The organism is Bacillus sp. FJAT-27245 (assembly GCF_001273955.1).
Taxonomy (GTDB): domain Bacteria; phylum Bacillota; class Bacilli; order Bacillales; family Cytobacillaceae; genus Bacillus_D.
In genome coordinates this window covers 4,145,803-4,171,237 of record NZ_LIGI01000001.1, presented here as the reverse complement: position 1 = coordinate 4,171,237, position 25,435 = coordinate 4,145,803, and the positions used below count along the sequence as shown (strand labels likewise).

Sequence of the window (25,435 nt, the reverse complement as noted above, 5' to 3'; positions counted from 1 at the left end):
TGAACTATGGAACTCAAAGAATTGCTATCTTACAACTGGGGCATTATGGCGCCTGAGTTCATCATACTCGGTACAGCCGCGCTATTAACGATTCTCGATTTGTTTTTGCCAAAAAGCAGCGACCGCAAAATGTTCGGCTGGTTGTCCCTTGCTGCCATCGTGGCGGCCGGGATTTCCCTGGTCGGCATGCTTGATGCGCCAGTAACGTCCATTCTCGCTGATACGTACAGGCTGGATGGCTTCGGCAAGGTATTTAAGCTGATTCTTCTTGGAGGATCCGCGCTTGTCATGCTGTTGGCCGTCCATTATGAGCCGAAGGACGGATTCCAGGAGTACAAAGGTGAATTTTTCTACTTGTTCCTGACAGCCCTTCTCGGCGGGATGATCATGTCGTCAAGCGGCGATTTGATTACGCTGTTTGTCGGCCTGGAGTTATTGTCGATTTCTTCCTATATCCTCGCGGGTATACGGAGGAACCAGCTGAATTCGAATGAGTCGGCCATGAAGTATGTCATTAATGGAAGTATATCGACTGCAATCACGTTGTTCGGGATGAGCTATGTTTATGGGATTGGCGGCTCCACAAACCTTAAGGAGATTGCCAACACGCTTTCAAACATCTCTTCCACCCAGCAGGTCTATCTTCTTGGTATCGCATTTTTCATGATTTTGGTCGGGCTTTCCTTCAAAATTGCGGCGGCACCGTTCCATATGTGGGCGCCGGATGTGTACCAGGGAGCACCGATTCCTGTAACAGCTTTCCTTAGCGTCGTTTCCAAAGCGGCCGGTTTCATTGTCTTGATCAGAATCATGCTTACGGTTTTCGGCATGACAGTTTCTGAAGGCCCTGAATCATTGCCGCTATTGCTTAAATTGCAGGATTATATCGCATTCCTGGCGGCGGCGACAATGATAGTCGGGAATGTTGTCGCGCTTAGGCAGCGGAACATCAAGCGCCTGTTTGCGTACTCAAGCATCGCGCATGCGGGGTACATCCTTGTCGCGTTTACATCGCTCAGCTATTTTATGTTTGATGCAGTGTGGTTCTACCTGGTGGCATACACGTTCATGAATATTGGGGCGTTTGCTATCATCCAGCTGATGAGCGAAAAGGCTGGGTCGGAGGACATCAAGGATTTCGCCGGCCTTTACAAGAAAGCACCATTGCTTTCTGCCGCTTTTGGCATCTTGATCCTCTCGTTGGCAGGTTTTCCGGGTACCGCAGGATTCATTGGCAAAATGAACATATTCCTGAGCGCGTTCATTGATGAGAATAATCCGCACTATGTTCTCGCATCCATTATGATTGCAACGACAGTCGTATCGTATGTTTACTACTTCGGTATTTTGACGCAAATCTTCTTCCGTCCGGCGGTGGATGATACAAAATTCAAGGTTCCTGCAGGAATTCTCGCCGCTCTTGCAATTACAGTGGCGGCAAGCGTCCTGTTCGGAATCATGCCGAATCTTGCACTGGACTTCCTGCATAACAACTTCGGCGGTTTTGGGGAATTTTTGAAATAGGGAATTGGTGGCTGCCGGAACCTCCATGATTTCTTTACGCAAATCAGGAGGTTGGATAGCCCATTGGATGGCGGGCACCTTTGGGGGAAGGGGTTCGCCAGAGATCGAAAGCCATTCAGCTGCCTTTGGGGAAAGGCGGCTCTTGGCCATGAAGGACTTGCGGGTATCTTTGGGGGAAGAAAGCCGCATGTATTCAAAGGGGAAACATAGAAGCAAAAAGCAAAGGGCCGCTTCCTTCAATTTGGAGGCGGCCCCTAATTTTTTTTGGAAGGTATCCTGTATGTCTGGAGTAGTCTACGCCTCTTAAGAGCCCGGAAATGGAACACAGACTGTTTTTAAGGAGCAATCCTAGTCCCAGCCTACCAATCTGGATTTGGAAGCGTTAATCGGCTCCATATTGAAAAAGCCGCACCCAGGATTAGAGGCGCGGCTGTTTTCTCGTTTAACCGAGATTTTTAATGAGGCTGACCATCATCCCTCGTTCAGGTCGAGCTGTTTTTTCATAAACGCAAGCAAATCCTCTTTGAGTTCAGGCATTTTCAGCGCAAACTCCAGTGTCGTTTCAATGAAGCCTAGTTTTTCCCCGACATCAAATCGTTTCCCCTCAAATTCATAGGCAAAAACCCTCTGTATTTCATTGAGGCTTTGGATTGCATCGGTAAGCTGAATTTCCCCTCCGGCACCGATTTCTTGCTTATCCAGGAACATGAAGATTTCCGGAGTCAGGATATAGCGCCCGATGATTGCAAGATTCGATGGGGCGGTCCCTGGCTTCGGTTTTTCGACGAACTGCCTTACCTGGTAGCGGCGATTGTATTCCTCTAAAGGATCGATTACGCCATACCGATGCGTTTCCGATTCAGGCACCCTTTGAACCCCGATGACGGACGAAAGGGTTTCGTTGTATTGGTTGATAAGCTGCTTGAGGCAGGGCACCTCTGCCTGGACGATATCATCGCCCAGGAGGACGGCAAAGGGCTCATTGCCGATAAAGTTGCGGGCGCACCAAACCGCATGGCCAAGCCCGCGTGGCTCCTTTTGGCGGATATAATGTATATCCACCATATTTGATGAGGCCTGGACTTTTTCGAGCAACTCGAATTTTTCCTTTTCAAGCAGGTTTTGCTCAAGTTCGAATGCATGGTCAAAATGGTCCTCAATGGCCCGTTTGCCTTTGCCGGTAACGATAATGATATCCTCAATACCTGATTCTATTGCTTCCTCGACGATATACTGGATAGTCGGTTTGTCGACAATCGGAAGCATTTCCTTTGGCATTGCTTTTGTGGCAGGCAAAAAGCGCGTTCCAAGCCCGGCGGCCGGGATAATCGCCTTTCTTACCCTCTTCATAAAAATCACCTTCAAACCCAAAATTTTATGTATCCTTTTCCTGCTCCGCGGAGGGTCCAAAAGATTGCTTTTCCCTCGGGCTATCCATACAATAGTATTGGAGAGGCTTTAGATAGAAGCTTTTCTACTATCATATCATGAATGATTATTTCACACTAAATGATAACAGACAAGGGAATGCTCCTAAATATTCCCTTATCTTTTGCCTGTGTTTCTGTAAGTGCTTTATGCTCATCCGCCAAGGCACGAAAAGGCATGCAAAGGGGGCGTTTTATTGATTTTGGATCTCGGAACGGGCGCGTTGGTTGGAATTCTGGTGCATCTTTTGTGCATCACTTTGGCATGGTGGGCAATCCAGGCATTGAATTTCGAAAAACTGCTAAGGGCAAACCGTGTGATGCAGGCCAGGGTTTTGTACATATTGCTGGCAATTGCCATTGGTACCGCTGTGAGCAATTTCTTCCTCGATTACCTTCTGCTGTCCCGCCAGCTGCCGGCTATTTTTGATTAACGGCCAGGCCGCCTTCTTAAGTTCCTTTTTTTTAAAAATAATAAATGGGCCGTGGAAATTCATTATCAAAAGGCCTGTCAAATAAAGTATTCCTTCCATCAGCGGGGCTGTTCATTGCCTATCGATGGTTAGCTATGTTCTGCTCCAACACTGGAACGGGGATTAAACCGCAGTACCCCAGTTTGTTCTACTAAAACGGAGCGAGGCATGGAAGTTTTACCCGTACAGGTGTATTTTCATATGAAATTTTAAAACCAGGGCCTTCCATTGGCCTTGTTTTTGCTGTTATCAAGCGGATGTATTGCCGTTTGTCCAGGCCAGTTGCCTGTGGCTTCGTGATTGGGATAAAAATGCATTCCCGGGGTAACGGTTTTTTATGGAATTTGCGTTTCAAGCCAGCTATATAGGACTTAATACATGTGTTCAAGCTGGCACATTTTGAGTACAATCATTATTGTGCATTATTCTACAAAGTTCGCGTTTTGTCTGCACTTTGTCTAAAAGTGACGGGAATTCCCATGTATGCCCCTCAACCCCTTGGCAAAAATGTAAATGAGGGGAAGGGGATCGGTGCATGAATATAAAGCTGGGTTTATCAATTTTTGCCATTATTGGTTTTGTACTGTTTGAACTTGGGAATAGAACGATAGTAGCTGACAGTGCACCGGAACTAATCAAGCTTGCGGCTGTATTGGAAGCCGAAGATAGTTTGCTTAAGGAGTGGACGGTTTATTCACGCGAAATAATTGAGGACTCCGATTCACCCGGGAAATTGGAGGAGTATGCTGCGCGTCTTCAGGACAAGTTCCCAGGCTGGGAATGGTCCTTCTCGACAACCGGAGGGAAATGGGAAGCGGCGGCTGTATCCCCTCGATTCGATTATGGAAGGGAATATCTTCAAATTATTTCGACCCGCACACCCCACAAGGCAAATGCGTATATAATATATAGAGTCGCGGGCGGAGAATGGAATGAAGAAAGTGAAGCCTTTTTCGCAAAAGGCGGATTCAAGGATCGCCAGCATGACATATTTCGAGGCGAACCGCTAAATTTCTCTTGTATCACTGGCATTTTCAATGATAGAATGGAAAAGGCTTTATCCAAAAAAACCAGCAACATAATGAAACGATTAAATGCCGTTGAAACCGAAGCAATCAGGGAAAAGGATTTCTTCTCAATTTCGGCGTTTTCGCCATTGTTTACCGACACTTTTGAAAATGGAATGAATGTACAAATTGCTGTTCGCTCGACAGGGGGAAAGTATACGGCTGTGACAGTCGGAACCCCCATCATTACGATTGAATATTAATATAGTGAACATGGACGCGGAGGGGAATACACTTGGAAAAAATCATCGTCCGCGGCGGAAATAGGCTGAATGGAACTGTCAGGGTTGAGGGTGCCAAAAATTCTGTACTGCCTGTACTCGCTGCAACATTGTTGGCCAGTGATGGAAAAAGTATTATACGTGATGTCCCGGCTCTCTCCGATGTATATACGATCAACGAAGTATTACGACATTTAAACGCAGAAGTCGTGTTTGAAAATAATCAAGTTGTAGTAGATGCATCCAGAGAGTTGAAAGAAGAGGCACCATTTGAATATGTTCGAAAAATGCGTGCTTCAGTATTGGTAATGGGTTCGTTGTTGGCCCGCAACGGCCGCGCCCGTGTGGCATTGCCCGGCGGCTGCGCGATTGGTTCGCGCCCGATTGACCAGCACCTGAAAGGTTTTGAAGCAATGGGTGCGAAAGTGAAAGTCGGAAACGGATTTATTGAAGCGGAAGTTGATGGCCGCTTGAAAGGCGCAAGAATTTATCTGGATTTCCCGAGTGTGGGAGCTACTGAAAATATCATGATGGCGGCAACGCTTGCAGAAGGCACAACCATCCTTGAAAACGTCGCTAAGGAGCCGGAGATTGTCGACCTTGCCAATCTTTTGAACAAGATGGGCGCAAAGGTTGTCGGCGCGGGTACAGGCACAATCAGAATTGAAGGTGTGAACGTATTGTTCGGCGCGGACCATGCCATTATTCCGGACCGGATCGAGGCTGGCACGTTCATGGTAGCCGCGGCAATTACGGGCGGCAATGTCCTTGTCCAGGGGGCTGTTCCCGAGCATTTATCTTCATTGATTGCGAAAATGGAGGAAATGGGAATTACCATTAACGAGGAAGAGGACGGTGTCAGGGTAATCGGCTCTGATAATCTAAAGGCGGTCGATATTAAAACGATGCCGCATCCAGGCTTCCCGACCGACATSCAATCGCAAATGATGGCGTTGCTTCTCCGTGCGGAGGGCACATCCATGATTACTGAAACTGTGTTTGAAAACAGGTTCATGCATGTGGAAGAATTCCGCCGTATGAACGCAGATATTAAAATTGAAGGTCGATCGGTCATTATCCCGGGTAAATCAAACCTTCAAGGTGCGGAAGTCGCGGCAACCGACCTTCGTGCTGCAGCGGCTCTCATCCTTACCGGGCTAGTAGCGGAAGGGGTTACGAGGGTAACGGAATTGAAGCATCTCGACCGCGGCTATGTAAACTTCCACCAGAAGCTTGCGGCACTTGGAGCCGATGTGGAGCGTGTAACCGATACAGTCGAAGTTTACACTGAAGAGGAAACGCTTGTTACTGATTTGAATGCATAATATGTTCTTTAATAATCGCCATGTTTAGTGCGATTGCGGGAAAGCCGAAGGAAGGGGCTGTCAGATGTCTGACAGATGCCCATCTTCGGCTTTTCTTTTTGGAAAAAAAGTTCGTGCGGCGGTTTCCGCTTAAATTTAATAGGGCTTCCATTTGAACGATAGCGCCTGCCATTTAGTTCCCTGTGTAGGCTCCAAAACCCTATTTTCCAGTCATAACCTCCTGTCCATCGCCATATGTTTTATTGAAGCGGAGCCGGCTATGCCGGCCGTTTACTTTTCAAATGGAGGCTCGTTCATGAAAAATATGAAATCGATCATCGCACTAGCATCCTTCCTGTTTGCGGTAACGCTTGTAATCCCGGCATTGCTTGTTCTCCCCTACAAGGACAGGGGGGCGGACGGAAGCCTGGGTGAAAAACTGCAAAAAGCCCCAGTTGAAGAAAGCCGGCATGAAGCAGACGCGGCCGTTGAGGTCACGGTATACAGGACGGGGCTTAAAAAGGTTGAGAAGCTGCCTCTAAACAACTACCTCGAAGGTGTTGTAGCCGCCGAAATGCCCGCCGAGTTTGAAGAAGAAGCTCTGAAGGCACAGGCGCTCGCCGCCCGGACGTATATTGTCAAACAACTCATGGCAGAGGGAAAGACCGGCCTTCCTGAAGGGGCACAGGTGAGTGATACTGAAATCCATCAGGTTTATAAAAGCGATGCCGAGTTGAAGAAAGTATGGGGCAAGGATTACAACTGGAAAAGAAAGAAAATAGCCGAAGCGGTCCGCTCAACCGACGGCCAAATCCTCACATATAATGGAAACGCCATCACGGCAACATTTTTTTCAACCAGCAATGGCTTCACCGAAAACTCGGAGGAATACTGGGGAAATGCTTTCCCTTACTTGAGAAGCGTTGAAAGCCCATGGGATCGGAAATCGCCAAAGTTCAAAGACAGGGTTAGTATTTCCGTATCCGACTTTGAAAAACGGCTTGGCGTAAAGCTCGGCAATTCTAAAACAATTGGCAAAATAACCGGCCGAACCACAGGCAACCGAATCAGCAAGGTCGACTTCAACGGCAAGGTGCTCAGCGGGAGAAAGATACGCGATGAGCTAAACCTTAGATCCTCCGACTTTTCGTGGGAGCGGCATGGAAATGAAATCGTCATCACGACCCGCGGCTTTGGCCATGGCGTCGGAATGAGCCAATATGGAGCCAACGGCATGGCGGCCGAGGGGAAATCGTACCAGCAAATCGTCAAATACTACTACAAGGGAATCGAAATCMCCCCCGCCGACAGCCTGCTTGTAACTATTACGGCTTCAGCGAGGAAATAAGGAATAGGTTTTAGGAAGCCGGCCTTTTATGAGGTCGGTTTTTTCTGTTTTCACAATCCTAATTAGAGTTTAAAAAGTTCATTCAGGCAACTTCATGCGTACTATAGTTCGCATAGGCTAAATGCTGTTTAAGTGCTGAAGGATCACTTGTCGACAGCCTAACCCGATTCGGGGCCTCCGCTTGTCACACATCCGCGCTATCTCTGACAAGCCAACCCGATTCAAGCTTCTTTAAGTGAACATAAACCTGGAAGAGCCTTTTGATTAGCAATTTGGATTATGCCTTGCCAAGTGGTTCCTCACCCTCGGATTCCTAGCTTGTTCGCCTTTTCTTCGTGTAAAAAAGTTCACCTAAGGAAACAAAATGCGTACTATAGTACGCATAGGCGGTATGAGGCTTTTGTAAAGTGTACGAAAAACCCCTTATTTATAAGGGTTTTCTGTTTTATGAGAAATGAGTCCTAAGGTATGCCTATCCCTGATTAGTTCACAATCTGTTCGCCTTTTTCAGGGGCTAAGATAGTTCACCAAAGAACAAAATGCGTACTATAGTACGCATACGGATTTTTTGTAAGACCAATGAGAGATCCCTTGATTAGTAAATTGGTTATTGAAAGTTCGCTACTTCTGGAAAAATGCGCCTAGGCAATTTCATGCGTACTATAGTACGCATAGACGACATACGGATCTTTTCTAAAGCCCCGTGATTGACAGCTTGATTAGTGAATTTGGATATTTATAGTTCGCTTTTTATAGGTGTGGAAAAACTAACCAGGTTAACTTCATGCGTACTATAGTACGCATAGATGACAACGGATCTTTTCTAAAGCCCCGTGATTGACATCTTGATTAGTGAATTGGATATTGATAGTTCGCTTATTATAGTTGCGGAAAAATTAACCAAGTTAACTTCATGCGTACTATAGTACGCATAGACGACAAACGGATTTTTTGCAAAGCCCCGTGATTGACATCTTGATTAGTGAATTGGATATTGATAGTTCACTTTTTATAGGGGTGGAAAAATGCGCCAAGGCAGCTTTATGCGTACTATAGTACGCATAGACGACAAACGGATTTTTTGCAAAGCCCTGTGAGTGACATCTTGATTAGTGAATTGGATATTGATTGTTCACTTTTTATAGGGGTGGAAAAATGCGCCAAGGCAGCTTTATGCGTACTATAGTACGCATAGACGACAAACGGATCTTTTCTAAAGCTCTGTGAGTGACATCTTGATTCGTAAATTGGTTAGTAATAGTTCGCTTTTTACGGGGCCGGAAAAGTGCACCAAGGCAACTTCACGCGTACTATAGTACGCATAGGTAATGAAATTCAAAATAAAAAAGGATAGAGGCTAGGAATGAATTCATTACTGCCTCTATCCCGGTTTATTATGCCTTGGACCCAATAAGCTGGATGCTAGTCCAATATCCGCCCTCCCCGGCCAACGGCATCTCTCCATCGACAAAGCAATCCTCTAACCTTTGGAAACTTCCCCCTGAACAAAGCGCCATCCACAAAGTAATACACTACTGCAATCCCCAGGACGTCTTTAAAAAGGTCAAACAGCGATGCGGAGCGATAGGGGTAGAACGACTGGTGGATTTCATCCGTGAGCCCGTAAAGGGCAGCAGCGGCCGCGAGGAGCATATTTACACTTCTCTTGAACTTTATTTTCCCAGAAAGAAAGGCAAAGACGTACAATCCATACAGAATTGCGAACTCAATCAGGTGGAGTGATTCCTTGATTGTCCGGTCGAGGGACGAATCGGGAAGTTCGACGAAGTGGTTGCTTGGCAGGCTGGACATGATCCAAATCATGGCCATATAGATGAAAGGGAGCAGCCTGGACGCCCATGTTAAAACAAATTTCATAAAAATCCTCCTTCATGATGCATAAACTTGCGCCTGTTGGCAAAAAATATTCTAAAAATTTGTCAGGCAATGTATATAATTCTACCATTGTGTTCAGAATGATTGCTGAGGTGATGAAAATGAGAGAGGAAGAAAAAAAGCAATCTTCTCGAGGTTTTAAACGTTTTCTTAAAAAGAGCTGGGTAGTACCGGCAGTCTACATTGCAAGTGCGGCAATCATTCTGACAGGTGTCCTTTGGTATCAAATGGGCGGCAATTCAGCGGAAAAGTACAATTACAACAAAACTACTGAAAACGCCAAGAAGAAGTTCAACGAGCCAGCCCTTGAGGTGAACAAGTCGCTTGAGAACTTCGTGATGCCGGTTGCAAACAAGGAGAAGGCGGTCATTCAGAAAAAATTCTATGAAAACTCCGCCGACTCGAAAGAGCAGGAAAAAGCATTGGTTGTTTACAACAACAAATTTGTCCCGAACACCGGCCTTGACATTGCAATGAAGGATGGCTCCGCGTTTGATGTGGTCGCATCCTTAAGCGGCACGGTTACAAGGGTCGAGGAAGATGCGCTGCTCGGCAATGTAATTCAAATCCAGCACGACAAAGGTATTGTAACACACTATCAGTCCGTGAAAGACATCAAGGTCCAGGTTGGCGACCAGGTTGAAAAAGGGCAGGTACTTGCCGCGGCAGGCCAAAGCCTCGTAAACCAAAAAGGCGGCACGCACGTCCATTTTGAAATCCGTAAAGACGGCGTAGCGGTTAATCCGGCAAACTACTTCGACAAGCCGCTGAGCTCGCTCCAAAGCGAACCCTCCAATAAGAAAGAAGCAGCCGAGGGTGAAGGGAACAGCAACGCCCCTGTTGATGAAGAAGATGCCGATTCCGCCGGGGACGAGCTTAATGCACCATCAGGCGACTCCGACGGCAAAACGGATAACGTACAAAAAAGTTCATAATAACACAATGCAGAGGGAGGGTTAACCCTCTCTTTTTTTTTTGTGGAAAATTGGCCCACGCCCAAGTATCGGTTTTACGAAACACCCTGCACGCAAAGTGTCCTCCTTCGGGAATTTCCGCAAACTATGGTAAAATGAGACAAAACGAAAAGGGGGATGGGTGATGAAAAAGCTGTTCATTTTTGTTTCTGCCTTGATTCTGGCAGCCGCTCTGGCTGGCTGTACGGAGAAAAAACCCGACCCGGCAGACCGCTTTTCCGAATACGTGAAACTATGGAACAAACAGGATTTTGACAGAATGTATGGCTATTTGTCATCGGATGCGAAAGCTTCAATCAGCAAACAGGAATTTACGGAACGATATAAAAAGATTTATGGAGACCTCCAGATCGGCAATTTGAAGGTGAGTTTTTCAAAGCCGAAAGAAGACAAGCAGATGGAAGGCAAAGAAGCGACATACGGCTTTACCGCAAGCATGGACAGCATCGCCGGCCCGATTGAGTTTGGCCATGATGCGTACCTTGTGAAGGAGGAGCGGGACAAAAAGGAAGATTGGTATGTTGATTGGAATACAACCTATATTTTCCCCCAGCTTGGGAAGGGCGATAAAATCTCCCTGTCGACGCAAACCCCTGAGAGGGGCGAGATTTTTGACAGGACGGGCAATCCATTGGCGACAACCGGCCTTGTGTTTGAGGTGGGCATCGTTCCAAAGGATATGGAAGGGAAGGAAGCCGAAACAATTGCCCAGCTCGGAAAATTGCTTAATATGGAACCGGAAAGCATTGAAAAGGCGGTTAAGGCAAGCTGGGTAAAGCCCGACTATTTCGTGCCGCTTAAAAAGGTGTCAATGAACGATGAGGCTTTAATCGCGGAATTGATTAAGCTGGAGCCTGTCCATACGCAGAAGGTGGAGTCGAGGATTTATCCGTATGGGGCCGCGGCCGCCCATCTTGTCGGCTACGTTGGGAAATTGACAGCGGAAGAGCTTGAGAAGCTGGAAGGGAAGGGCTATTCCAGCGGTGACACCATTGGAAAGCGCGGCATCGAGCAGGTGTATGAGGAACAGCTTCGCGGGGTGCCCGGCATCCAGATTGTGATTAACAAGGAAGGTGGCGGGCACGAAGTCCTTGCGGAAAAGCCAGTCGTAAACGGCCAGCCAGTCAAGCTTACGGTCGATGCTGAGCTGCAGGTGAAAATTACCGAGCAGATGAAGGGGGAAGCCGGAGCTGTGGCCGCGATCAACCCTAAAACAGGGGAAACGCTCGCGCTTGTCAGCTCGCCGTCCTTTGACCCGAACCAAGAGGTGTTCGGGATGTCGGCGGCCGAACGGAAGGCTCTGAACGATGACCCGAATAATCCGAAGAACACCCGATTCAATAAAAGGTTTGCGCCGGGGTCGGTCATTAAGCCGATTGTTGCCGGGGTTGCGCTGTCCGCGAATGCGATCAACCCGGCCGACACGATGAACGTGAAGGGCTTGAAATGGCAAAAGGACGCCTCGTGGGGCGGATATTTTGTCACGAGGGTGCATGAAGCCGCCAATGTAAATCTGGAAAAGGCGCTCGTGTTCTCGGACAATATTTATTTTGCCCAGACAGCCTTGAAGATGGGTAAAGAGGGATTCGCCGAAGGACTGAAGAAGTTTGCGTTCGAGGAGGATTTCGGCTATCCGTTCCCGCTCCAGGCGTCGCAGCTAGGTTCGCTTGATAAGGATATGCTGTTGGCCGATGCCGGCTATGGGCAGGCACAGCTGGAGATGAACATTGTCCATTTGGCGGCAACGTATACGCCATTCCTGAACGGCGGGAATATGATTAAGCCTGTCCTGCTCCTTGATGACCAGCATGGGCAAGTGCTGAAGGAACAGGCCATCACACCGGAAGCGGCTTCAACGGTGGGCGCGATCCTCAGGAAGGTTGTAGCCGATCCGGGCGGGACAGCGCGTGCCGCGGAAATAAAAGGCTATCCTCTGTCCGGAAAGACCGGCACAGCTGAAATCGGCAAGGCGGTCCAGGGCGAAACCGGAAAGGAAAACGGCTGGTTTGTCGCCTACAACGCGGATGCGGGTGATATGCTTGTGGCCATGCTCGTCGAAAACGTCCAGAAGCGCGGCGGCTCGCAAATCCCGGTCAAGCTCGTCAAAAACATTTTTATGGAAGCGCAGAAATAAGAATTCACCGTAAATTAGGTTAGACGAGGAGGGGGACTGGGGTGGAAAGGCGGACTGTAGCCGAATCGGTAGCTCTAGTATTTTACAATGAGAGCCACCGGGATTATTTCGAAGGGTATACATTGCCTAAGGAGCAGAAGAAGTTCACGGCAATGCCTTTGGAGGCGTTAAAAGCATGCGAGGGGGACAGCGGCAGGCATCCTGTCGTGATTTTGCACAATGGAGAGCCTGCCGGGTTTTTCGTCCTGCATGAAGGGGAGGGGGTTGCCCCGTTTTCTGAGAACCCAGGAGCCATCCTCTTAAGGGGCTATTCCATCAACAGCAACTATCAGGGACTCGGAATCGCCAGCCATTCACTTCGGCAGCTTACGGATTTTGTTAAAAGGCATTTCACGGCTAAAACGGAAATAGTCCTTGCTGTCAACCACGGAAACCGCGCAGCACAGCACGTATACAGGAAGTCCGGTTTCGTGGACCGGGGCAGGCGGATTATGGGCCGGGTTGGCGAACAGTACATTCTTCATAAGGACCTTGTTTAATAGAGCATTGTTTTGAAGAGAGCCCTTTTAGGCTGGCGTTTTGAAAAAATAAAAAAGCACCACCCGATTGGATGGTGCCTCTGAGGCGGCGGATTATTTCCCGCCTTTTTGTTTTGTGTTTTCTTTTTCGGATTTCTCTTCTTTCACTTCTTTCACTTCTTTTTCAGGCTTCTGTTGATGGCCTTTATCGGAGCCGCCACCCGCTTCGCCATTTGTTTTTTCCTCTTTAGCTTGTTCAGAGGTTTCTTTACCTTTGTGGCCCGGATCAGCTGGCTTTTTTGCTTCCTCAGCAGCTTTTTCTTTTTGTGCCGGCTCGTTTTCCTTTTTATTCTGCCCCACTGTTTCTTTGGAGGCTGGAACCGGGGTTTGCGCCTTTACGTTTTCTTTTTCGACTTTGGCAGGCGCGCTTTCTTTCTTCGCTGTTCCGGAGGCTTTGCTAGTCGGGTTTTCCTTTTTAACAGTATCAGGAGACTGTTTTACCGGTTTTTCTTTCTTCACCACAGAAGAAATGACTGTATTTGTTTCTTTCTTGGACAAAGCCGATGCTGCTGTCATTGTCTGATTGGCTTCGGTATCTGCCGTTTCGGCAACTTTATCTGAAGCTGCTTCGCTGGCTGTTTTTTCTTCGGCTGTACCCTGGCCGTCTCCAGTTTGTCCTTCATTTGCCGGAGTACCGCCGTTATCCTCAGCTTGTTCCCTGTCCGTGCTTTCTCCGGATTCTGCAGGGGTTTCACTTTCCTGCCCGTCATCCTCTTTCTCTTCGTCCCTCGCAGCAAATCGTTCTTTTTTGGCAGTCAGGACAGAAAGTTTCTTCTCGAGCTTTTTCGCCTGTTTGGAATCTTCATCTTCTCCCGCTTCCGCAAGTGATTTTTCCAGGTAGGCAATTTTTTTATCAAGGACGATAGATTTGATTTGGCCCATCGTAACACCAAGGCCGGCCATAACTTCATCAATGTCCTTTTCTTCCAGCAATGCTGTTAACTCTTCAATCGTTTTTCCGCTAAGTTCTGATAGGGAGATAATTTTTGTGATTTCCCCATAGCCAAAGTCCTTTGTACGAAGCTCCTTGACGGTTTCAGTATCAAAGCCTTTGATAACGTTCGCGACCAAATAAGCTTCGTCAATAACCTTTGCTGCCTCTTCCAGCTCTGCTTCTTCAAGCTGGCCTTCAATTGCCTCGTCAAGTTCAGCTGTTTCTTCGAGTTCGTTTGTTAATTCCTCTTTCACTTCTTCCGAGGCATCTTCATCGGAGATAACCTCAGATACAGCTTCTTTCGCGGATTCCAGGAGTTTGGCATAATCCGCTACAGCGCCGCTTACAAATTCGGTCTTTTCGCTTTCCGTCATCAAGGCTGCTTCGGCAAGGCGTTCCTTTGCAAATTCCATCAACAGGCTCGCTTCCCTTTCCGAATCGAACGTAAAGAAAAGCCTTAGGTCTTCAAAGAACTGGTCGAAGTGATACATGAACTGATCAGGGGTTGTTCCCGCCGTCCCTTCAAGCTCTGTGCTTGCACTTGCGGTTGTCCCAAACGCAAAGGTTGCCGCCAAGGCGGCACTAAATACAAATTTCTTCATCTCTTTCTCTCCCACGATTTAATTACAATTAAAACCGAAGGGAGATTAAGAAGATGGATTCGAACCTTCTTAGCTCTTCGGCAGCTGGCTGGCATGACCGTTTATGGTCGAAGCCCCTGTAGCTTTGCGGCGCCGGGTTTCCCCAGGTGTGCCCTTTCGGAGTTTAATTGCAATTTTAGTATAAAATAAATTTCCTATTTAAAAAATAGTAAAAAAATTGTTTTCTATTTTTCGGAACCTTTAGACAGTTTAATAGGTCATTTGGTATACTTTTCGTGTAACGAAGTAATTCCAGTTTTACCAGATTTAAACCATGGCTCCATGTGTAAACAGAAGGAATGTAAAAAACTATGTTCTTTTGCCGGGGGGAAGAGGGTTTGTCACTATTAAATTATCCATTTGCATCACGCCGGATGGCGGCTGTTGCAAGAAATGGAATGGTTGCGACATCACAGCCGCTTGCGGCCCAGGCCGGGCTGAGCATTCTTCAACAAGGAGGAAATGCGATTGATGCGGCGATTGCAACAGCGGCCTGCTTGACGGTTGTCGAGCCGACATCGAACGGGATTGGCGGCGACGCATTTGCACTGGTCTGGACGCAAAACAAGCTTTACGGTTTGAATGGAAGTGGTCCGTCACCTGCAAGCATTTCAATCGACAAGGTCAAACAGCTAGGGCACGAGAAAATGCCTTCGGCCGGCTGGGTCCCTGTTACGGTTCCCGGGGTGCCGTCATCATGGGCAATGTTGTCCGAACGTTTTGGAAGGCTGCCACTTACAGACGTTTTGCGGCCTGCCATCGAGTATGCCGAAAATGGTTTCCCGTTATCGCCTATCACCGCGAAGTACTGGGCAAGGGCTCATAAAATTTTTCAAACAAGGCTGAACGGACCGGAATTCGATGAATGGTTCAGGCTGTTTACGCCAGACGGCAGGGCGCCGGAGCCGGGAGAGATGTGGAAATCCCCAGACCATGCCAATACACTGCGGGAAATTGCGGAGACAAAGGCGGAAAGCTTCTACCGCGGCCGTCTTGCTGAAAAGATTTCCGCTGCTTCAAAAGCAGCCGGTGGTTTCCTTGGTAAATCTGATCTTGCAGCCTATCAGGCGGAGTGGGTCGAACCGATTTCTGTCAATTACAAAGGATATGACGTTTGGGAAATCCCGCCGAATGGGCAAGGACTGATTGCTCTTATGGCATTGAATATTTTAAAAGAATACAATTTTACACACCGTGAAAGTCCGGACGCCATCCATATTCAGCTTGAAGCGATGAAGCAGGCGTTCGCGGATGGCAAGGCATATATTTCCGACCCGCGCACGATGAAAGCAAAAGTGGACGACTTTTTATCAGAAGAATACGTGAAAAATGCCCGATCCAATATCCAGGAAACAGCACAGGTACCCGAGCCAGGCAGCCTTCCAAAAGGAGGCACCGTCTATCTCGCAACAGCAGACGGGGAAGGGAATATGGTTTCTTTTATCCAGAGCAATTATATGGGCTTCGGTTCAGGGATTGTGGTGCCTGGCACCGGGATTTCAATGCAAAACCGCGGATGTGATTTTTCGCTCGATCCGAACTATGAGAACTGCCTGCAGCCGGGCAAAAGGAGTTACCATACGATTATTCCGGGCTTTCTTACAAAGGACGGGGAAGCGATTGGACCGTTCGGGGTCATGGGGGGCTATATGCAGCCCCAAGGCCATGTACAAGTCGTAATGAATATGGTCGATTTCGGGCTGAACCCGCAGGCTGCCCTCGATGCTCCGCGTTGGCAGTGGATTGAGGGGCTTCGGGTCGATGTGGAGCATGAGTATCCTAATTATGTCATCCAGCAGCTTGCCGCCAAGGGCCATGCGATTTCGGTAGCCTATGATTCGGGCGGTTTCGGGCGCGGGCAGATTATTGTCCGGGATCCTAAGACAGGTGTGCTGACGGGCGGTACCGAGCAACGGACCGATGGGAGCATTGCCAGCTGGTAGAGGAGGATTTTTCAAGTGAAGAAATTGCTTTTGACAGGCTTTGAGCCATTTTTGTCCTTTCCTATCAATCCGACGGAAAAGATTGTTTCCGCATTGGACGGGCAAGAAGTTGGCGGTTACAAAATCACGGGTTTGCTTTTGCCAGTAGACTACAACTCGGCTTCAGGCCGGCTTTTGGAAAAAATCCGCGAAGAGGGGCCGGATGCGGTCATCTCACTTGGACTTGCTGCAGGGCGCTCATCGATTACGCCGGAGCGGATTGCAATCAACTGCCGGGACGGAGCCGCCGATAACTATGGAGTTGCGCTTGAGGATGCGCCGATTGTCGAGGGCGGGCCGGACGGCTACTTTTCGACACTTCCAATCAGACGGATGGTAAACGCACTGAAGGAAAGCGGCTTTCCCGCCGAAATTTCCAATACTGCGGGAACCTACCTTTGCAACAATGTTATGTATGCCACGCTTCATGAACTAGCGGAAACTGGCAAGGAGGTACCCGCCGGTTTCGTCCATATTCCCGCGTCCCATAAGCTAGCTGTAGCTGGGAAAAAGACCATGCCGTCCTGGAGCGACAGAGACCTGCTTGACGCGGTGAAGGTTTTAATAGAGGCGCTGGATTAAGGAGAATTAATAGTGGCTCGTTTAGAGCGTTTTGGATAGAATTCGGCGGCTGAAACGGTCATGACGGCGATTCTAGAGAACGTTCGATAAGGTTTGCGTGCTGAAATGGTCTTTACTCAGCTTATAAGGCAATTAAACGAATTTTAAAATGAACCAGGGGACCGAATACCCTGGTTTTTGTTATACTATTAGGAATCTGACAGGGAAAGTTTTCCGAATGTTGGTCAAATCTATTTGTTTGCTGATAAAGTTTGCCTGTTTACTGATAAACCATTAGCAATTACTGATAAAGCTTGTCCATTTACTGATAATCCATTCCGATTTACTGATAAAAGACAACTAACGGCTGATAGAGTACCCAAAAACAGATAAAAGACAACTAACGGCTGTTAGAGTGCCCAAAAACTGATAAAAGGCGACCTACGGCTGATAGAGCTTTGAAAATCTGATAAATGACTCAACAGCTGTTACAAACGAAAAACCATTCCAGGAGGAAACCACTTTGTGAGACCACATCCGCGATGTCCTTGCCACAATTGAAAAAGATTACAACGTAAAAATATTGTTTGCCTGTGAGTCCGGGAGCCGGGCCTGGGGGTTTCCGTCCAAGGACAGCGACTACGATGTCCGGTTTATCTACATTCACACACAGGACTGGTATTTGTCGATTGACCAGGGGAGGGATGTAATCGAAATTCCAAAGCATGATCCCATTTCCATTCCGATTGATGAGCTGCTTGATGTAAGTGGATGGGAGCTAACGAAGGCGTTTAGATTATTTCGAAAATCGAATCCGCCATTGCTGGAGTGGCTCCGTTCTGGCATAGTGTATGGTCAGTCGGGTACGGTAATCGATAAATTAAGAGAACTGAGCAGCAACACTTACTCGCCGGTTTCGGGAATCCACCATTATCTCAATATGGCAAAGGGAAATTACCGTGATTACCTAAAGGGCCCGTCGGTAAAAATTAAGAAGTATTTTTATGTTCTGCGCCCAATCCTGGCGGCAAACTGGATTGAAAAATACAATACAATCCCGCCAATGGAGTTTATGGAGCTTGTGGAAGATATTCTTCCGAATGGTTCCCTCAAGGATGAAGTGATGATTTTGCTGAAGCGAAAAATTGCCGGTGATGAGCTGGACCAGGAGCCAAGGATTGAAGCAATTAATCAATTTATTGAAGGGGAAATTAGCCGCCTAGAGGCATATGCCAAAACACTCAATGTCAAAATTGAGGACCCCACCGAACAGCTGAACCGGCTTTTCCGCGAGACGCTGGAGGAAGCCTGGAGCATTCCGTAAAGGAATATGGGAAAATCCGAAGCACTATGACAAATCCATCCTAAAACAAAAAACACAGCCTCGCCGGCTGTGTTTTTGTCATCTTATTTAGGTGAAACTTCGTATGCGCGCAGGATGATTTCCATCGCTTTTTTACCTTCTTCACCGTTGACAAGCGGTTCCCTGTTGTCGTTGATGGCATCGATAAAGTCCTTGTAGAGCGGCGTGTGGCCTTCTCCGTAGACGCTGTCGATATCGGTGCTTGTGTCTTCCTTGTCGTAATCGCGCTCATCGGCAAATTGCCATGTTTTGATTTCGTTGACTGCAAGGCCGCCGATGACGACAGTTCCTTTTTCGCCAAAAATGCTCAGTGTTTCTTCAAGGTTTTTCGGGTAAACAACGGCGCTGCCTTCGACAATACCGATCGAGCCGTTCTTGAACCTGATTAGGATGGCGCCGAAGTCCTCCATTTCAATATCGCGAAGGAATGTTTCACGCTCGGCATGGATACGCTCAATTTCAGAGCCGCCAAGCATCCACTGCAACAAGTCAATGTTGTGAATGCACTGGTTCATCAAAGTCCCGCCATCCAGCGCGGCAGTTCCCCTCCATGGAGCCTGCTTGTAATAATTCATGTCACGTGTCCAAAGGATTCGCGCCGTTCCGCTCATAATGCGGCCGAAGCGGCCCTCCTCGATAGCCCTTCTTAGCTTCTGGATTGGAGGGTTGAACCTGTTCTGGTGGGAAACGCAGATTTTCTTGCCTTTCTCCTTCGCAACCGCAATCATCTTATCCGCATCTTCTACGGAAAGCGCCATTGGTTTTTCAACAAGCACATGGGTGCCGTTGTTCATGCAGTCAATTGCATGCTTGGCATGGTAGCCGCTTTCTGACGCGATGGTGACAACGTCAAGCTGCTCCTTTTCAAGCATTTCTATGTAGTCAGTATAAACCTTCACGTCGGAACCCTGAACTTTTTCCTCGTACTGTTCCTTCCGTTGCACAGCCATTTTCTCATCAATATCGCAAACCGCTGCCAACTCGGCATACTCATTGTTGTTAATCAATGCTTCGACATGCTTGTATGAAATTCTTCCACATCCAAGTATCGCAAACCTTAATTTCGTCATTGTATCCTCCTGTTTGGCAAGTGAAATTTTTGGCCCGGATTATACCGGGCACTTAAAGACCTACGGATATTGTATCAAATTGAATCGTGAAAGGAAAACAACGATGTATCGGTGTACGGACTGAAGGAAACCGGGTACTCCTATCAACCTAGTCACTGCGGCCGGTTTTTTTGTGATAATTGCCCGGTTTTCCGGCTGATTTTTGCACTTGCCTTTTTTGTAAAAGTCGAGCAGGTATCGGTCGGAAATCTGCTATTGCCCTTTTCGTAAAAGTCGCCCAAGCAGCTTAATCTCTTTTTTCATTGTGTCCTTGACATGGGTACCAGTTTAACCCGCTGTTATCTCTTTTGTAAAATCCACCATGGTATCCAGTGATTATGTGCAGATGTAGATCGGGGTTCCCAGCTGTTTTCCTCGTGGAACCGGGTGTGTCCGGGGAACAAAAGGGTGGGGAGGAACGGGGTGCATTGCCCCCTTTTTCAAAAACTTCCCGACACTCCTTGTCCGGTGTGCATATTCGCCTATCCAAGCTAATAAACTGTTATCAAACCTKTACAAGAGAGTGTTTGAGGTGAAGAGTCGTTTTGAGGAGAACGTGTATTTAGCCAGGGATTTGTTTAGACCTCACAGGGTCAGAGGGCAGGGCTTTTTTTGTAAAAAAGGCTGCCGTCTGCCGCGCCGGTCCATGGGTGCGGAAGGCAGAATTTCGTCGAAGTGATAACGGGTCTCATTTCACACTTCTCACATCCAACTAAGGGAGGGCGAGTGGTGTGCACGATTACATCAAAGAGAGAACTATCAAGATTGGAAAGTATATCGTGGAGACGAGGAAGACGGTTCGCGTGATTGCGAAGGAGTTCGGCGTATCCAAAAGTACGGTCCATAAAGATTTGACGGAAAGGTTGCCTGAGATTAGTCCGGAGCTTGCAAATGAAGTAAAGGAAATCCTTGATTACCATAAATCAATCCGCCATTTGCGGGGCGGGGAAGCAACGAAGATGAAGTACCAGAAGGAAGATGCGGAAAGCGAGCCTGTTAAGTAGTCTTTTACCATTAAAATGTAACAAATTTCGTCAAAATTCTCCTTAAACGCCTTTAAAAGGTATTGAAAACGGAATCGTTATGATACAATAGAAAATTAGGACAGTATGTGGAATCCGTTTTCGAGGAGGAAGAAAGAAGCAATGTTTGCAAGGGATATTGGGATAGATCTGGGAACGGCCAACGTGCTTATTCACGTGAAGGGCCGGGGAATTGTGCTGAATGAACCATCCGTTGTTGCGATTGATAAAAATACAAACCGTGTACTTGCTGTTGGGGAAGAGGCGCGCCGTATGGTTGGGCGTACACCTGGCAATATTGTTGCAATCCGCCCGTTGAAGGACGGGGTTATCGCCGACTTCGATGTGACGGAGGCCATGCTGAAGTACTTTATTAACAAGCTTGACGTGAAAGGCTTTTTGTCGAAGCCGCGCATCCTGATTTGCTGCCCGACGAACATTACGAGCGTTGAGCAAAAGGCGATCAAGGAAGCTGCGGAGAAAAGCGGCGGCAAGAAGATTTACCTTGAAGAAGAGCCGAAAGTGGCTGCGATCGGGGCAGGAATGGATATCTTCCAGCCAAGCGGCAACATGGTAGTTGACATTGGTGGAGGAACGACCGATGTCGCCGTCCTTTCGATGGGTGACATTGTTACTTCCTCCTCCATTAAAATGGCTGGCGATAATTTCGATATGGAAATCCTCAGCTATATCAAACGCGAGTACAAGCTGTTGATTGGTGAGCGGACGTCTGAGGATATAAAGATAAAAATCGCCACCGTTTTCCCTGGGTCGCGCAAGGAATCACTGGAGATCCGTGGCCGGGATATGGTCAGCGGCCTGCCGCGTACTATTACGGTCCATTCCGAGGAAATCGAATTGGCCCTTCGTGAATCGGTAGCGGTAATCGTCCAGGCGGCGAAGAGTGTCCTCGAACGAACTCCGCCTGAGCTTTCTGCCGATATTATCGACCGCGGCGTAATCCTTACCGGAGGTGGCGCCCTTTTGCACGGGATTGACCAGCTTCTTGCCGAGGAACTGAAGGTACCTGTATTGGTTGCCGAGAATCCAATGGATTGTGTAGCGATCGGGACTGGCGTGATGCTCGATAACATCGACCGGATTGCCAGAAGGAAACTGGGTTAAAAGTGAATGGATTACAAGCCTGGCAGGAGTTTTAGCCGGGCTTTTATTATTTATTGGAGAGGGAACATGAAAGTTTTTGCCGATTTGAAGAGTGGTTTGTGAAGAAATTTAGCTATTTTCAACCCCGGAAGGCTTTGGCTAAGGATACCTAAAGCCCTACCCGGATTAGTTGCCATTTCACGCCCGAATGAGTTAAACCGGCGAATATGAGTTGGCTGTGCTGTATAAAGTGTTTCTAAATTAAGGTATTGGTGAAAAAGGATGTTTAATTTGCTGTTTTTCCTTATAATAGGGATAGAGAAATTTCGATACATTTTTCAAAAAGGAGCCTGGTTTGCCATGGTTCCCGAATAAAAGGAGTTCACTATGTCTTCTATCTCATATAAGCAGCAAGGGCCGAAAACACGCGAACAGTATAAAAAGTCGAAGAAGGAAAGAATGGGAAAAGCCACCGGGAACCGGAAATACGTACGGGTCAGGCTTATTCCAATCTGGCTCAGGATTATCCTGTTCATCCTTCTGATTTTCCTCTGCGCTGTGGGCGGGGCGATGTTCGGGTATGGAGTGCTCGGGGATGGAAATGCCGGGGATGTTTTTAATAAGTCAACATGGACACATATTCTTGACCTTATCAAGAAATGAATAAGGAGGAGGGGAGAAATCCCTTCCTTTTTTTATTGAGAAACAGTAGAATGGTTTTATTAGTTCATATTATGAGGAGGTACTAATATGCTTGATATTAAACAAATTAAAGAAATCATCCCTCACCGTTATCCATTCCTGCTTGTAGATAAAATTGTTGAAGTCGAAGAAGGGAAACGCGCGGTCGGCATTAAAAATGTCAGCGCCAATGAGGAGTTTTTTAACGGCCATTTTCCGGATTTCCCGGTCATGCCAGGGGTCCTGATTGTCGAAGCGCTCGCCCAGGTTGGTGCTGTCGCCATGCTAAAACGTGAGGAAAACCGCGGCAAGCTTGCATTTTTCACCGGCATCGACAACTGCCGCTTCAAAAAGCAAGTCTATCCCGGAGACCAGCTTCGCCTTGAAGTAGAAATGATCCGATTCCGCGGCCCAATGGGAAAAGGCAAGGGAATCGCCACAGTCGACGGAGAACTCGCCTGCGAAGTCGAAATCATGTTCGCCCTCATCGACCAAAACAAATAATTCACTGTGCAATCTAAATTCGGTGGCTTAAATCAGGTGCCAATCGGGTGCCAGGCACCGTAGTGGGCACCAAAGTGTGGCGGCATAGTGGCCACATATTAATGATGGGTATTTTGGCTTATTTTTGCTTGAATGGGTTTATTGTTTTTGATTTTGGTTTATTTAGTAAGAACATTAAAGCATACAGTGCCGCATACTTTCCTTCAAAGACTGTAACTGGCACTGTATGTTTATTGTTGTTTTATACCGACTTCCATTTCCGGATGCAAGTTCCTTTCGATTTTGGGCATTTTAAGAGAAGCCGATGACCGGCCTAACTCAAAATGAAAGGAGCTTTTACTATGAAAAAGATAGTGTCCATTCTCCTCACAGGGACGATTTTCGGAGCGATGCTAACGCTAACAGGCTGTGGAACGAATGACGATGAACAAAATCCTCCGTCTCAGAATCGCATCCAGGACTATAAAGGGAACGATGTAAATCCGAATAATGACGGCAGGGTTGACGAAGATGGCCTGCCAAGCGATGCAAATGATGACAACAACGGCAGGAAAAAGCACCGCTAAAAGCAATCAAGCGAAAAATAAGGACGGAGAAATCTTCCGGCCTTTTTATATTTCCAGCAGGAACAAGTTCCAGCATGAACCAGGAATTCACCGGCTCCCATCTTATAGACCCTCCCTGCGGTCCACAGCCCTCTCCAAATCCCGTCAATTTCCGCGGGGATTTATTTCGCAAACTCCCTGTACTGCGCGCAATCCAGGAAATTCAATCAAACGTTTGATTGAATTCCAATTGTCGAAAAGATTGTGTGCGCATGAAGTTATTCGCCACTGGATGAAGGTGAGAGAGATTTCAGTATGCAAGGCCGCACTAAATCATCATTTGGCAAACCATTTATCCAGCAAAAATGCCATCCAAATCCCCCATCCCAATAAAAAAACAGCCCCAATGGAGCTGCCCTTGTTTCGTTCATTCAAACCCCAAACCTCAAACCTCGGTTTTCCTGGTCTTCAGCTTCGGTTTGCGCTGCATTTTGTCCTTGAATTCATCAAGCAGGATGTTTCCCTTATAGCCCTGGTCAAGCAATTGGCCAAGAAGGATTTCGGCATAGTTGTTTTTCGTTTTTCTTAGCTGGCCTTCCAGGAGGACGCTGATATGCTCTTCAAACTTTTTCAGGGAGCAAACCCTGGTCTGGAAATATGCCGGATCGTTATCCTTGTGCGTAATAACTGCCTGCACGATAAATTCATTTCCCGTGTCAGACAAATTTTTAAAATAGTCATGATGCTCGAGTCCGGTATAGGCTTCAAGAAGCCAGTTGGAATGCTCGTCTTCCTTGTTGATAATCAAACCGCTTTCCAGGTTGATTTCCGTTGACTCCTCGCCATCGAGGATTTCAAGTGACACCAGTTTAAATGTTTTCACTCCAGCAACCCTCCCTGCAATGATTTTGCCTGTATTATAACATAATCGCCCATTCAAGCGTCGACCTGGATTTGTCGAAAAGTAATATCCGAAATGCTGAATATCGCGAAAATTGGGGGAAAACAGCGGCAAAAGTTTCTCTTTGCAGCCTGGAAACTGCTTTTTAGGGCAAAAAGTAGCCCCAAAATCGTTTTTTGCCGGTTTTACATAAATCCCCCATAGGCGTTAAGATGGACGCATCAACGAAAGGAGCTGGAAGCTAATGATAAACCAAGTAACGCTTGTGGGGCGGCTGACCAAAAATCCGGAATTGAAGCTCACAACGGAAGGTACGCCGGTTTCAAATGTCATTCTGGCCGTGAACAGGCAATATAAAAATAGCAATGGCGATTATGATACCGATTTTGTTCAGTGCACCCTTTGGAAAAAAGCCGCGGAAAACACCGTTCAATATTGCCGCAAGGGTTCGGTGGTCGGGATCACCGGAAGAATCCAGACACGGCATTATGACAACCAGGATGGAAAACGGGTTTATGTGACCGAGGTCGTTGCCGAATCCATCCGTTTCCTGAGCAGCAAGCCGTCCGAGGCAACTTCGCATGAAATGGAAAATTCGAGGGCAGTCCCAGTCCCTGTCATGGGTGCCCAGCAAGCCCCTCAAGCCGCTCAAATTCCGGCGGCAAGCCATGATCAATACCAACGCTCCCAGCCGGTTCCACCGCCGTTTACTTTTGAAAAGGAGCCATCCGACGCTGCAAAGGAGGAGTTCCCATTTTGAATAGAAACAAGAGCAATGTAGGGGAGAGCCTTGAAATGCTGCTCGAAAGCCTGATTAGAATGACCGGGAAAACAAATGAACATGTCAGCAGCCTTCACAGCAGGATACTCATTTTGGAAAACCGGCTTGCTGAATACGAGAATGAATGGAAACAAACATGCGACGGCTGCCCTTCAAAAATGCCGCAGCTGCCTTTAAAGGAACAAGGATTCCTCTTTCGCCTCTAGTCCCCCGCATCGGCTTCGCATCATTACGATGTATGCCCCTGCCGAGAGTCCCTCCCTTTTAAAAAAACTTCACCAAAGATCCCCGCAGAAATAAAATCAATTGGCTCCCCGAAACCTACCCCAACTCTACCGGCGCATTGATTCGCCGGCTTTTT

General features: G+C 47.5%; 24 protein-coding genes and 1 riboswitch. Of the genes, 19 read left to right on the top strand and 5 right to left on the bottom strand.

All coding sequences use genetic code 11. The features are described 5' to 3' along the window. Positions 1-6 precede the first annotated feature (6 nt). Positions 7-1,524 carry an NADH-quinone oxidoreductase subunit NuoN gene (gene nuoN, locus ADU24_RS20390; RefSeq protein WP_053368358.1) on the top strand — a complete coding sequence of 506 codons (1,518 nt, stop codon included), beginning with the start codon at positions 7-9 and terminating at the stop codon, positions 1,522-1,524. A gap of 51 nt (positions 1,525-1,575) precedes the next feature. Further along, the gene (locus ADU24_RS23210) at positions 1,576-1,734 is read left to right on the top strand and encodes a hypothetical protein (protein ID WP_156324653.1); all 159 of its coding nucleotides are present in this window, start codon (positions 1,576-1,578) and stop codon (positions 1,732-1,734) included. 261 nt (positions 1,735-1,995) lie between these two features. Here ADU24_RS23210 and galU read toward each other — a convergent pair whose 3' ends face one another. Then, on the bottom strand, positions 1,996-2,874 hold the full coding sequence (gene galU, locus ADU24_RS20380) for a UTP--glucose-1-phosphate uridylyltransferase GalU (protein WP_053369028.1): 879 nt from the start codon (positions 2,872-2,874) through the stop codon (positions 1,996-1,998). 274 nt (positions 2,875-3,148) lie between these two features. Here galU and ADU24_RS20375 point away from each other — a divergent pair, with 274 nt between their 5' ends. The 4 genes from ADU24_RS20375 (at position 3,149) to spoIID (ending at position 7,364) form a co-directional block, all read left to right on the top strand. Further along, a complete protein-coding gene (locus ADU24_RS20375) occupies positions 3,149-3,385 on the top strand; it encodes a DUF1146 family protein (protein ID WP_053368356.1) in 237 nt (78 codons plus the stop codon). 574 nt (positions 3,386-3,959) lie between these two features. Beyond that, a complete protein-coding gene (locus tag ADU24_RS20370; protein ID WP_053368355.1) occupies positions 3,960-4,694 on the top strand; it encodes a YwmB family TATA-box binding protein in 735 nt (244 codons plus the stop codon). A 32-nt stretch (positions 4,695-4,726) separates the two neighbouring features. After that, positions 4,727-6,037, top strand: coding sequence for a UDP-N-acetylglucosamine 1-carboxyvinyltransferase (gene murA, locus ADU24_RS20365; protein WP_053368354.1), 1,311 nt, complete (start codon positions 4,727-4,729; stop codon positions 6,035-6,037). A gap of 295 nt (positions 6,038-6,332) precedes the next feature. Further along, positions 6,333-7,364, top strand: a complete 1,032-nt coding sequence (spoIID, locus tag ADU24_RS20355) for a stage II sporulation protein D (protein ID WP_053368352.1) — start codon at positions 6,333-6,335, stop codon at positions 7,362-7,364. A gap of 1,422 nt (positions 7,365-8,786) precedes the next feature. On the opposite strand, the gene ADU24_RS20350 is transcribed toward spoIID, so the two are convergent. After that, positions 8,787-9,242 carry a VanZ family protein gene (locus ADU24_RS20350; protein WP_053368351.1) on the bottom strand — a complete coding sequence of 152 codons (456 nt, stop codon included), beginning with the start codon at positions 9,240-9,242 and terminating at the stop codon, positions 8,787-8,789. Between the two features lie 119 nt (positions 9,243-9,361). On the opposite strand from ADU24_RS20350, the gene ADU24_RS20345 reads away from it, so the two are divergent. The 3 genes from ADU24_RS20345 to ADU24_RS20335 all read left to right on the top strand — a co-directional run bounded on the left by ADU24_RS20345 (position 9,362) and on the right by ADU24_RS20335 (position 12,907). Then, positions 9,362-10,195, top strand: coding sequence for a M23 family metallopeptidase (locus tag ADU24_RS20345; RefSeq protein ID WP_053369027.1), 834 nt, complete (start codon positions 9,362-9,364; stop codon positions 10,193-10,195). A 163-nt stretch (positions 10,196-10,358) separates the two neighbouring features. Continuing rightward, a complete protein-coding gene (locus tag ADU24_RS20340) occupies positions 10,359-12,368 on the top strand; it encodes a penicillin-binding transpeptidase domain-containing protein (protein ID WP_053368350.1) in 2,010 nt (669 codons plus the stop codon). A gap of 41 nt (positions 12,369-12,409) precedes the next feature. Beyond that, complete coding sequence (locus ADU24_RS20335) at positions 12,410-12,907, top strand: GNAT family N-acetyltransferase (RefSeq protein WP_053368349.1); 498 nt, start codon at positions 12,410-12,412, stop codon at positions 12,905-12,907. A gap of 93 nt (positions 12,908-13,000) precedes the next feature. Here ADU24_RS20335 and ADU24_RS20330 read toward each other — a convergent pair whose 3' ends face one another. After that, positions 13,001-14,482 (bottom strand): DUF5667 domain-containing protein, encoded by a 1,482-nt coding sequence (locus ADU24_RS20330; RefSeq protein WP_053368348.1) that lies wholly within the window; start codon positions 14,480-14,482, stop codon positions 13,001-13,003. Between the two features lie 76 nt (positions 14,483-14,558). Further along, positions 14,559-14,645: riboswitch (cyclic di-GMP riboswitch) on the bottom strand. Positions 14,646-14,859: 214 nt separating this feature from the next. On the opposite strand from ADU24_RS20330, the gene ADU24_RS20325 reads away from it, so the two are divergent. The 3 genes from ADU24_RS20325 (at position 14,860) to ADU24_RS20315 (ending at position 18,388) form a co-directional block, all read left to right on the top strand. Next, positions 14,860-16,464 carry a gamma-glutamyltransferase family protein gene (locus tag ADU24_RS20325; protein ID WP_156324652.1) on the top strand — a complete coding sequence of 535 codons (1,605 nt, stop codon included), beginning with the start codon at positions 14,860-14,862 and terminating at the stop codon, positions 16,462-16,464. Between the two features lie 15 nt (positions 16,465-16,479). After that, on the top strand, positions 16,480-17,085 hold the full coding sequence (locus ADU24_RS20320; RefSeq protein WP_053368346.1) for a pyroglutamyl-peptidase I: 606 nt from the start codon (positions 16,480-16,482) through the stop codon (positions 17,083-17,085). Between the two features lie 514 nt (positions 17,086-17,599). Further along, on the top strand, positions 17,600-18,388 hold the full coding sequence (locus ADU24_RS20315) for a nucleotidyltransferase domain-containing protein (RefSeq protein WP_053368345.1): 789 nt from the start codon (positions 17,600-17,602) through the stop codon (positions 18,386-18,388). 83 nt (positions 18,389-18,471) lie between these two features. Here the strand turns inward: ADU24_RS20315 and ADU24_RS20310 are convergent, their stop codons facing one another. Continuing rightward, the gene (locus ADU24_RS20310) at positions 18,472-19,497 is read right to left on the bottom strand and encodes a Gfo/Idh/MocA family protein (protein ID WP_053368344.1); all 1,026 of its coding nucleotides are present in this window, start codon (positions 19,495-19,497) and stop codon (positions 18,472-18,474) included. A 770-nt stretch (positions 19,498-20,267) separates the two neighbouring features. On the opposite strand from ADU24_RS20310, the gene spoIIID reads away from it, so the two are divergent. From spoIIID to ADU24_RS20285, 5 genes are all read left to right on the top strand, one after another. Beyond that, positions 20,268-20,540, top strand: a complete 273-nt coding sequence (gene spoIIID / locus ADU24_RS20305) for a sporulation transcriptional regulator SpoIIID (protein ID WP_053368343.1) — start codon at positions 20,268-20,270, stop codon at positions 20,538-20,540. A gap of 141 nt (positions 20,541-20,681) precedes the next feature. Further along, positions 20,682-21,683, top strand: coding sequence for a rod shape-determining protein (locus ADU24_RS20300; protein WP_053368342.1), 1,002 nt, complete (start codon positions 20,682-20,684; stop codon positions 21,681-21,683). 366 nt (positions 21,684-22,049) lie between these two features. Continuing rightward, positions 22,050-22,325, top strand: a complete 276-nt coding sequence (locus ADU24_RS20295; protein ID WP_053368341.1) for a DNA-directed RNA polymerase subunit beta — start codon at positions 22,050-22,052, stop codon at positions 22,323-22,325. A gap of 87 nt (positions 22,326-22,412) precedes the next feature. Further along, positions 22,413-22,847, top strand: coding sequence for a 3-hydroxyacyl-ACP dehydratase FabZ (gene fabZ / locus ADU24_RS20290; protein ID WP_053368340.1), 435 nt, complete (start codon positions 22,413-22,415; stop codon positions 22,845-22,847). 341 nt (positions 22,848-23,188) lie between these two features. Then, a complete protein-coding gene (locus tag ADU24_RS20285) occupies positions 23,189-23,413 on the top strand; it encodes a hypothetical protein (RefSeq protein WP_053368339.1) in 225 nt (74 codons plus the stop codon). 424 nt (positions 23,414-23,837) lie between these two features. Here ADU24_RS20285 and ADU24_RS20280 read toward each other — a convergent pair whose 3' ends face one another. Next, on the bottom strand, positions 23,838-24,275 hold the full coding sequence (locus tag ADU24_RS20280) for a YwpF family protein (protein WP_053368338.1): 438 nt from the start codon (positions 24,273-24,275) through the stop codon (positions 23,838-23,840). A 262-nt stretch (positions 24,276-24,537) separates the two neighbouring features. Here ADU24_RS20280 and ADU24_RS22780 point away from each other — a divergent pair, with 262 nt between their 5' ends. Both ADU24_RS22780 and ADU24_RS20270 read left to right on the top strand, forming a co-directional pair. Continuing rightward, positions 24,538-25,053 carry a single-stranded DNA-binding protein gene (locus ADU24_RS22780; RefSeq protein ID WP_082306992.1) on the top strand — a complete coding sequence of 172 codons (516 nt, stop codon included), beginning with the start codon at positions 24,538-24,540 and terminating at the stop codon, positions 25,051-25,053. Then, positions 25,050-25,280: a hypothetical protein gene (locus tag ADU24_RS20270; protein WP_053368337.1), complete on the top strand. Its 231-nt coding sequence runs from the start codon at positions 25,050-25,052 to the stop codon at positions 25,278-25,280. The genes ADU24_RS22780 and ADU24_RS20270 overlap by 4 nt, the downstream gene beginning before the upstream one ends. Positions 25,281-25,435 lie beyond the last annotated feature (155 nt).

Bases quoted from the DNA above. Each gene is read 5' to 3' on its own strand.
- nuoN (WP_053368358.1), top strand. From the start codon at position 7: ATGGAACTCAAAGAATTGCTATCTTACAACTGGGGCATTATGGCGCCT.
- galU (WP_053369028.1), bottom strand. From the start codon at position 2,874: ATGAAGAGGGTAAGAAAGGCGATTATCCCGGCCGCCGGGCTTGGAACG.
- ADU24_RS20370 (WP_053368355.1), top strand. From the start codon at position 3,960: ATGAATATAAAGCTGGGTTTATCAATTTTTGCCATTATTGGTTTTGTA.
- ADU24_RS20350 (WP_053368351.1), bottom strand. From the start codon at position 9,242: ATGAAATTTGTTTTAACATGGGCGTCCAGGCTGCTCCCTTTCATCTAT.
- ADU24_RS20345 (WP_053369027.1), top strand. From the start codon at position 9,362: ATGAGAGAGGAAGAAAAAAAGCAATCTTCTCGAGGTTTTAAACGTTTT.
- ADU24_RS20340 (WP_053368350.1), top strand. From the start codon at position 10,359: ATGAAAAAGCTGTTCATTTTTGTTTCTGCCTTGATTCTGGCAGCCGCT.
- ADU24_RS20330 (WP_053368348.1), bottom strand. From the start codon at position 14,482: ATGAAGAAATTTGTATTTAGTGCCGCCTTGGCGGCAACCTTTGCGTTT.
- ADU24_RS20310 (WP_053368344.1), bottom strand. From the start codon at position 19,497: ATGACGAAATTAAGGTTTGCGATACTTGGATGTGGAAGAATTTCATAC.
- ADU24_RS20300 (WP_053368342.1), top strand. From the start codon at position 20,682: ATGTTTGCAAGGGATATTGGGATAGATCTGGGAACGGCCAACGTGCTT.
- ADU24_RS20295 (WP_053368341.1), top strand. From the start codon at position 22,050: ATGTCTTCTATCTCATATAAGCAGCAAGGGCCGAAAACACGCGAACAG.
- fabZ (WP_053368340.1), top strand. From the start codon at position 22,413: ATGCTTGATATTAAACAAATTAAAGAAATCATCCCTCACCGTTATCCA.
- ADU24_RS20285 (WP_053368339.1), top strand. From the start codon at position 23,189: ATGAAAAAGATAGTGTCCATTCTCCTCACAGGGACGATTTTCGGAGCG.
- ADU24_RS22780 (WP_082306992.1), top strand. From the start codon at position 24,538: ATGATAAACCAAGTAACGCTTGTGGGGCGGCTGACCAAAAATCCGGAA.